This is a genomic window from Mycolicibacter arupensis (assembly GCF_002086515.1).
Classification (GTDB): domain Bacteria; phylum Actinomycetota; class Actinomycetes; order Mycobacteriales; family Mycobacteriaceae; genus Mycobacterium; species Mycobacterium arupense.
Genome location: NZ_MVHH01000050.1, coordinates 20202 through 27624, shown reverse-complemented (window position 1 = coordinate 27624; position 7423 = coordinate 20202). Strand labels below are relative to the sequence as shown.

General features: G+C 66.1%; 7 protein-coding genes. All 7 read left to right on the top strand.

What is annotated here, in order from left to right; all coding sequences use genetic code 11:
* Positions 1-215: 215 nt before the first annotated feature.
* Positions 216-683 carry a phage terminase small subunit gene (locus BST15_RS21845; protein ID WP_131701154.1) on the top strand — a complete coding sequence of 156 codons (468 nt, stop codon included), beginning with the start codon at positions 216-218 and terminating at the stop codon, positions 681-683.
* Between the two features lie 18 nt (positions 684-701).
* Entirely contained in the window at positions 702-2354 is a 1653-nt protein-coding gene (locus BST15_RS17695) for a terminase large subunit (protein ID WP_046189358.1), read from the top strand.
* Positions 2355-3857: a phage portal protein gene (locus BST15_RS17690; RefSeq protein ID WP_083071089.1), complete on the top strand. Its 1503-nt coding sequence runs from the start codon at positions 2355-2357 to the stop codon at positions 3855-3857.
* Complete coding sequence (locus BST15_RS17685; RefSeq protein ID WP_131701155.1) at positions 3835-5715, top strand: ADP-ribosyltransferase family protein; 1881 nt, start codon at positions 3835-3837, stop codon at positions 5713-5715. The genes BST15_RS17690 and BST15_RS17685 overlap by 23 nt, the downstream gene beginning before the upstream one ends.
* A complete protein-coding gene (locus BST15_RS17680; protein ID WP_083071088.1) occupies positions 5696-5920 on the top strand; it encodes a hypothetical protein in 225 nt (74 codons plus the stop codon). Before BST15_RS17685 ends, BST15_RS17680 begins: the two co-directional genes overlap by 20 nt.
* Before the next feature lie 143 nt (positions 5921-6063).
* The gene (locus BST15_RS17675) at positions 6064-6726 is read left to right on the top strand and encodes a hypothetical protein (RefSeq protein WP_131701156.1); all 663 of its coding nucleotides are present in this window, start codon (positions 6064-6066) and stop codon (positions 6724-6726) included.
* A 9-nt stretch (positions 6727-6735) separates the two neighbouring features.
* A complete protein-coding gene (locus BST15_RS22835) occupies positions 6736-7413 on the top strand; it encodes a head decoration protein (protein ID WP_052751316.1) in 678 nt (225 codons plus the stop codon).
* Positions 7414-7423 lie beyond the last annotated feature (10 nt).

The window sequence follows — 7423 nt, the reverse complement described above, 5'->3', positions numbered from 1 at the left end:
CCCCCCGGGGTGCCCCACCCCCCACGCAACGCACTGTGAAATCCGCCGTGTACGGAACCCACAACTTTCGCGGAACGCCCGACATGGGAGTTCTGGCCGCATAAATATGCGTGACATGCGTTGTGCAGCAAACTATCTCGCGCGGCAGTGTGTCAGCGCCTAGACCTTCCCGCCAGGGGAAAAGCTGCACCCTTTCCTGACAGAGGAGCCCGTCCATGCCGCCGCCCCCGAAGAATCCGACTCTGCTCGCACGCCGTAACAAGACGACGACGCGCGCAGTACTCACGTCGCCAACGAATCCGAAGATCCCCGCGCTGCCCAAAGGCACTCGGTGGCATCAGCAGGTGCGCGACTGGTGGAAGCGGGCATGGTCGTCACCGATGGTCCCGGAGTGGACCGAGTCGGACATCGACGCCCTGTTCATGGTGGCGCGGTTGATGCAGATGCTCTGGTCACCCGAAGCGACCCCAAGCCAGGCGAGGGGTCTGGCCGGCGAGATCCGGCAGCTGCTGTCCCAGTGCGGCCTGACACCGATGTCACGGCGATCCCTGCAGTGGGAGATCGACCGCGGCGAGGCGGCCGCTGAGACCACAGCGAAGCGCCGGGCCGGCACCAAGGCGACGAAAAAGGCGCCGGCCAAGCCGGACCCGCGGGTAGCGCGCGCGAATCTGCGCGCCGTGTAGAGCGATCTGCGGTTCCGTATGGAACTGATCGTCCCGCCGGACACCGACGAGCTGTACCCGACGCTGGGCGATCAGCTCTGCGACTTCCTCGAGGAGCGAGCCTGCCATGGGCCCGGCGACCTCAAGGGCCAGCCACTCACCCTCGGCGAGGACTGGCGCTACGTCCTCTACCGCGCCTACGAGGTGTGGCCGAAAGGACACCCGCGCGCCGGGAAACGCCGCTTCAAGCGCGGCGCCGTGTCCTGGCGCAAGGGCTCGGCCAAGACCGAGTTCATGGCCCTGGTCGCGTTCGCCGAACTGCATCCGGAATCACCGGTGCGGTTCAACGGATTCGACCCCAACGCACCGTGCGGCCTGGCGCAGGGCCGGCCGGTGGCGGACCCTTTCATTCCGCTACTGGCCAACACCAAAGACCAGGTCGAGAAACTGGCCTACGGCGCGCTCAAGGTCATCTGCGAAGAATGCGTCGACACGGACCTGTTCGACGCCGCACTGGCTCGAATCCTGCGGATCGGTGCGAATGGCCGAGCCGACGGCGAGGTCGTCGCGTTGGCCAACGCGCCGAACTCCAGCGACGGTGGCCGCACCACGTTCCAGGGCTACGACGAGACCCACCGCCTGTACCTGCCGAACCACAAGGCTGCCATCCAGACGATGGAGGGCAACCTCGGTAAGCGACCCGAGCAGGACCCCTGGTCGCTGTCGACAACGACTGCCGGCGAACCCGGACAGAACTCGCAAGCCGAAGATGACCACTTCGAAGCCGAGGCCATCTCGCGCGGTGAGATCAAACGTCCACGCCTGTTCTACTTCCACCGGCAAGCCTCAGACGACTGGGATCTGACGGACTTCGAGGAGCGCATCGAAGCGATCCGCGAAGCCTCGGGCCCGGAGCTGGCCGAGCGCACCGACCTCGAAGATCTTGCGTCCCAGTGGGATCAGCCCAAAGCCGACAAGACTTATCTCGAGCGGGTGTGGACCAACCGTTGGACCGCCCAGGGCGCCGCGGCGTTCAATGTCCGCCGGTTCAAGGCGTTGGGCCTACCTGGCCATGTGATCCCGCGGCGGGCCTTTGTCACTCTGGGTTTCGACGGCGCCCGGTTCCGGGACGCCACCGGTCTGGTCATGACCGATGTGCGGACCGGGATGCAGCAGAAGATGTTCCTGGCCGAACGCCCGTTGAATGCTCCCGACGACTGGGAGGTCAACGAGAAGGAAGTCGACACCGCCGTTCGGTATGTCTTCGCCAACTACCGGGTGTTGCTGGCCTACTGTGACCCGCCGTTCTGGAACTCCACCGTCGGCGAGTGGTCGGCCCGCTACGGAGAGAGCCGGGTCACGAAACGGCCTATCGTGCAGGAGTTCTGGACCTCCAAGCAGGAGCGGATGATCCGCGCGATCGGCGCCTACGCGGATGCCATCGTCTCCGGAGCGATTTCGCACAACGAAGACGATGACGGCGACCTGGTCCGTCACGTCGGCAACGCCGGCAAGAGGTTCCTCAACCGGCTCGACCCCGACACCGGCATGCCTCTATGGATCCTGTCCAAGCTGCACAAGGACCGCAAATTCGACCTGTGCATGGCCGCGATCTTGTCCTGGCAGGCACGCATGGATGTGCTCGGCAAGCTCCCCAAGAAACGGCCAGGCCGCGTGGTGAAGGTGAGGTGAATGGCGTTGGCACTGACCCCCAGTGAGTGGTTCGACAAGCTCAACGCACTGTTCACCGCGGCGACCACACCGAACTGGCAGGACAAGGCAACCCGGCCCAATTCCCCGCAGCACCGCCACGAGAAGCTCGACCTGCTGTGGTCCTACTTCGTCGGTGATCCGCCACTGCCCGAGGTCGCCGAAGAATACGAGGAGATCTTCCAGGAGGTGCTGCGCAAGGCGCGCTGCAACTACGCCCCGATGTGCGTCGGGGCGATGCTCAACCGGATGGAGTTGTCGGCCATCTCCACCGCCCTGGACTCCTCGCCCAACGGCGACGACAAGGCCGCCGAGATCATGGAAGACTCCGGGTTCGCGGCCCAGTTCAAGGACCTGCTCGGCTACATGTTCGCCATGGGCGAGGCCTACGCCATGGTCGTCCCGAACCCGACCGGACCCACCATCCACGCCATCGACCCTCGTCGGTGTATCGGCATCCCGGACCGCAACAACCCGACTCGGTTGCGCGCCGTGCTGATCAAAGAATTCGATCCCATCGAAGAGGTCCAGATCGCCCACCTCTTCCTGCCGGGCGAGCGCTGGGAACTGCGCTACGAGGACGGTAAGTGGAAGCGCGTCAGCGATGTCCCGCAGGCGGTCAAGGGGCTCGACGACCTCGGCGGTATCCCGATCGTGCGGTTCGAAAACCCTCACGGCATCGGTGAATACGAGCCGCACTTGGACGTTCTAGACCGGATCATCGACACCACCTTGCAGCGCATCGTGCTGTCGAAGTTCCAGGCGTTCAAGCAGCGCGGCGTCTCCGGCGACGAAGACGAAGAGGACGAGTTCGACACCGAAGAGGACGCCGTCGATGGACTCACCGACGCTGAACGCGCCGGTGCCCGCAAGAACAAGAACTGGGACAAGGTCTTTCGGGCTGATCCCGGCGCAGTGTGGAAAGTCCCCGCGGGGTGGTCCTTCTGGGAGTCCGGCCAGGCCGACATGTCGGGCATGTTGCAGGCCAAGCGCGATGACACCAAGGAATTCGCGGCCGTCACGTTCACGCCGCTGTACCTCATCACCCCTGATGACGCCAACGGCTCAGCGGCCGGCGCCGACCTGCTGCGTGAGGGCCTGACCTCGAAGGTCCGCGACCGCCGATCCCGCGTCACACCTGGGCTGAAGCTTGTGTGGCGCATCGTGTTCGCGATGGCCGGCGAGACCGCACGCGGGGCGAAGCTGAAGCTGCACTGGGGGCCGATCGAGTTCCGCTCGCTGGCAGAGAAGGGCTCAGCGACCGCGCAGGCCAGCAAGGTGTTGTCCCGCCGCCGGATCCTCTCGGAGGTCTGGGAGATGTCCCCGCAGGACATCGAGGACAACGAGGTCGAGCTCGCCGCCGAACGGCTCACCGACGCCGCGCAGCAGCTCGCCGACGGCGGGCCACCCGACGAGCTTCCCACCGACGAGTCGGGTAATGCTCCGGCGCAGGTGAGCCCGGTTGACGAACCCGCAGCCGCCTAGCCGACTCACACCGCGGCAAGCGATGGAGGCGGCCCGGGCCGCGGCCGCCGCCCGCACCACCGCCCAAACGGTCACCGCGGTGAACCGGGCGGTCTCCGAGGGCGTGATCACCGCGCGCGAGAAGGCATCCCGCTGGGCCAAGGCCGCCATCAGGCCCTGGTTGGCGCAGATCGACCCCTACGACGGTCACGCGGCGCAGCAGTTCACCGAGGCCGCCGCCGGCCGCCTGGCCATCGCGCAGAAGACCACCGCGGTAACCGCCGCGGCGGGCCAGAAACAGATCCTGACCATGATGGGCATCTCGGTCACCCCGCGCCCGAGCAGCCCCCTGGACATCCGGGCACCCGGCGCGATCTTCGACGGGGGCCGGGTCCGGCTCGAGCACGACAACGTCTCGGTCACCTACGCTGGCGACGAATCAGCCGAGCTGTCTGCCCAGGATCTCACCACCGTCGAGGTGCTCAACCGGCCCGTCCGAGCCATCCGGTACCTCGAATCGCAGGGCGCGACCCGCGATGAGGCTCTGCGGGCCGCAACCGAGCGTCTCGACGTGATCGTCGACGACAACCTGATGCTGTCGCAACGGTTCGCCGAGTCCGAGGTCATCAACCTCGCCGCCGATCAGCCCCGCAGCCGGATAGTCGGGATGCGGCGGGTCATCCACCCGGAACTGTCCCGGACCGGGGTATGCGGCCTGTGCATCGCCGCCGCCGACCGGATCTACACCGTCCGTCAGCTCCTGCCGATCCACAAGCGGTGCAAATGCACCACCGCGGCGGTCACCGAAGAGTTTGACCCCGCCGCAGAGCTCAACGCGATCGACCTGAGCCAGCTCTACACCGACGCCGGCGGGACCTCGCGAGCCCACCTGAAGCGGACTCGCTACCAGACCGACCAGCACGGCGAACTCGGCGCCGTGCTGGTCCCACAACGCGACTACAAGCCCCGCGGCGTCGAGGCCGAGAAGCGCGCATCAGCGGTGACCTACGTGGGCGGCCCGGAGTCGAAAGCCGACATCGCCCGCCGGCACCTGCCGATCCTCGAGGAAAACCTGACCAAACTGCGCGCCGACGGCCTCGCCGAGGAATCTTCGCAGGTCAGATACCACAAGGCGCAGATCGAGAAGCTGCGCGCTGACCTCGCCGCCGACACGACCCGTGCGAAACCTGCCGCTCAAGCCATAAAGGGTATGAACCCGAAACGGAAAGCCCCCAAGCCAGCAACATCCGGCGGCAGTGGCGGTGATGAGCCGCCGCGCCCACCCCGTCACAATGGTCCGATCAGTGCAGATGGTGACGACCCGGTGGCGCGGCTGAACGCGATCTTTGCCGAGCAGACGCGAAACGCCAGCCCTGAACAACGCCAGTCGGTCATTCGCTGGCAGGGCAAGTCGGATCGTTTCTACAGCGAAGTGCAGCGCGCGGCCCAAGACCAGGCGGCTAACCCCACGGCGAACGAAGTCGCTGACGACCTGCAGGACCTCATGATTCCGCTGGCCGAAGACGTCGACCTGTGGCGTGGCATCCGTGACGCCGAAGCAGTATTCGGTGTGCCGGATGACCAGATCGAGTCGTTGATCGGCACCGATATGGATGTTCCGGTGTTCTTCGCAACGACGCTCGACCGCGAGGTGACCGAAGAATTCACCAGCCCGGGTCGGCGCCCCGCGCTCTACAAGATCACCGCTCGCGCGGGCACTCCTGCCGCGTGGGTATCGCCCTTGGGCCGGCCTGAAGATGCGTACCAGCAGGAACTTCTCTTCCCGCCGGGCATCGTTGTGCGTATCCTCGACGTCAAGAGAACCTCTAGTGTTCCTATAGTCGAGGTGGAGGTGCGCGATGGGGAAGTGGGACGATGACATCCCGCTGCGACCTCGTGGCAGCGTGCAACCCTCCAGCGTGGCTGCACTCCTGCGGTCATTGAAGCTCACCGACGCGCCCAAGAACGAGCAGGCAGCAGGCATCAAGGCCTGGCTCCGCAATCACGCTCCAGGCCCGGCGATGCAGTACAGCTTGCGTCGTAAGGGCTACGGACAGCTTCTCGACAGTCGTGTCTCCGCGTAAGACGCAAACCACACCGAACGACCGAACAAGAACCCCGCTGAGCTAGCGCTCCGGGGTTCTTTTCGTTGTCGCCGTCACTCAAGAACTTCCGCCGCTGTGGCGGTTGACCCGTCATGGGTTCCCTTCCCGACATGGGAGTGTCAGTGCAAGATTTGCCGAAAGACCCGACCTCCACCCCTGTGGGTACCCATGGCGGTGCCGACGATGCCAGCGCCACATCAGGCGCCGGCCAACCGGGTGGTGAACCGGCCGGGCATCCCGACAGGGGCTTCCCGGAGAACACACCGATCGTGGAGATGACCGCCGAGCAGCAGGCGGCCTATTGGAAGTTCCACGACCGCCGCAAGAGCGACACGCTCAGGGCGTACGGGGGCATCACCCCAGAAGAGGCGTTGCAGTACCGGCAGGACGCCGAGGACGCCCGCCGCGAGCAGCTGCAGCCCAGCGAACGCGCCTTGGAGGACGCCAGGACGCAGGCCACGACAGCCGCCATGGCAACCGCGGCCCAGACATGGGCGCCCCAGATCGCTGAAGCGATCGTCGGGCAGTTCATCACCAACACCGAGCAGCGCACCGCAGTGCTGGCCGGCATCAACCCGATGGCGTTCGTCAAGGACGGCAAGTTCGACAACGCCGCACTCATCGGGCACCTCACCGGGCTACAGGCCGCCTTCGGCGGATCCGCGCCCAGCGGTGAGCAACAGCAACCACCCAGTCAGTGGGGCCAGCACGGAACGCATCCGCCGGCGCAATCCGGCAGCGATGAAGGCTTGGCCGAGGCGAAGCGCCGCGGCTACATCACATAGGAGGAAGCGATGTCGACTGACATCTCCGTTCACTCCAGCAACTACCAGGTCGAGGACCGGTCGTGGCTCATCGGGCAGCACGGCGCGGACGTCACTCCTGGTGTGACGCTGGACATCTCGAAGTTCTCCCGCGGTGGAACCGCCGAGGTGCAGACGATCACCGTCTCCGGGTCCAGCCCGTTCACGGTGACGCTGCTGGGCACCCCCACCGATCCGATCGACGACGAAGCCCCCGCGTCCGTGCTGCGGGCTGCGTTGGAGGCCATCGTAGGAGTCGGAAAGGTCGCTGTCGCCGGCCCAACCGGTGGCCCGTACCCGGTGACGTTCGACGCCTCGCTGGGAGACGTTCCGCAGATGACAGCCACCGGAGCCACCGTGTCCACCAACACGGCCGGCAAGGCTGGGCACTACCCGAACGGCTACATCCCGTCGGGGCTCGTGCTGGGCAAGATCAGCGCCAGCGGTCTCTACGGCCCGTACGACAACAACGCCAACGACGGCCGTGAAACCGCCGCTGGCCTGCTGTTCTCTTCGGTTCGTGCCATCGATTCCGCCACTGGCAACCCGCTGGCCAAGGTCGGCGGCGCGCGGTTCGTGCACGGTCTGGTGAACGAAGCCAGGCTCCCCGTCAGCTCGGGGATCGACGCGGCCGCCAAGGCCGACCTCAAGCTCATCGCCTGGTTGTGAGAAAGGACCA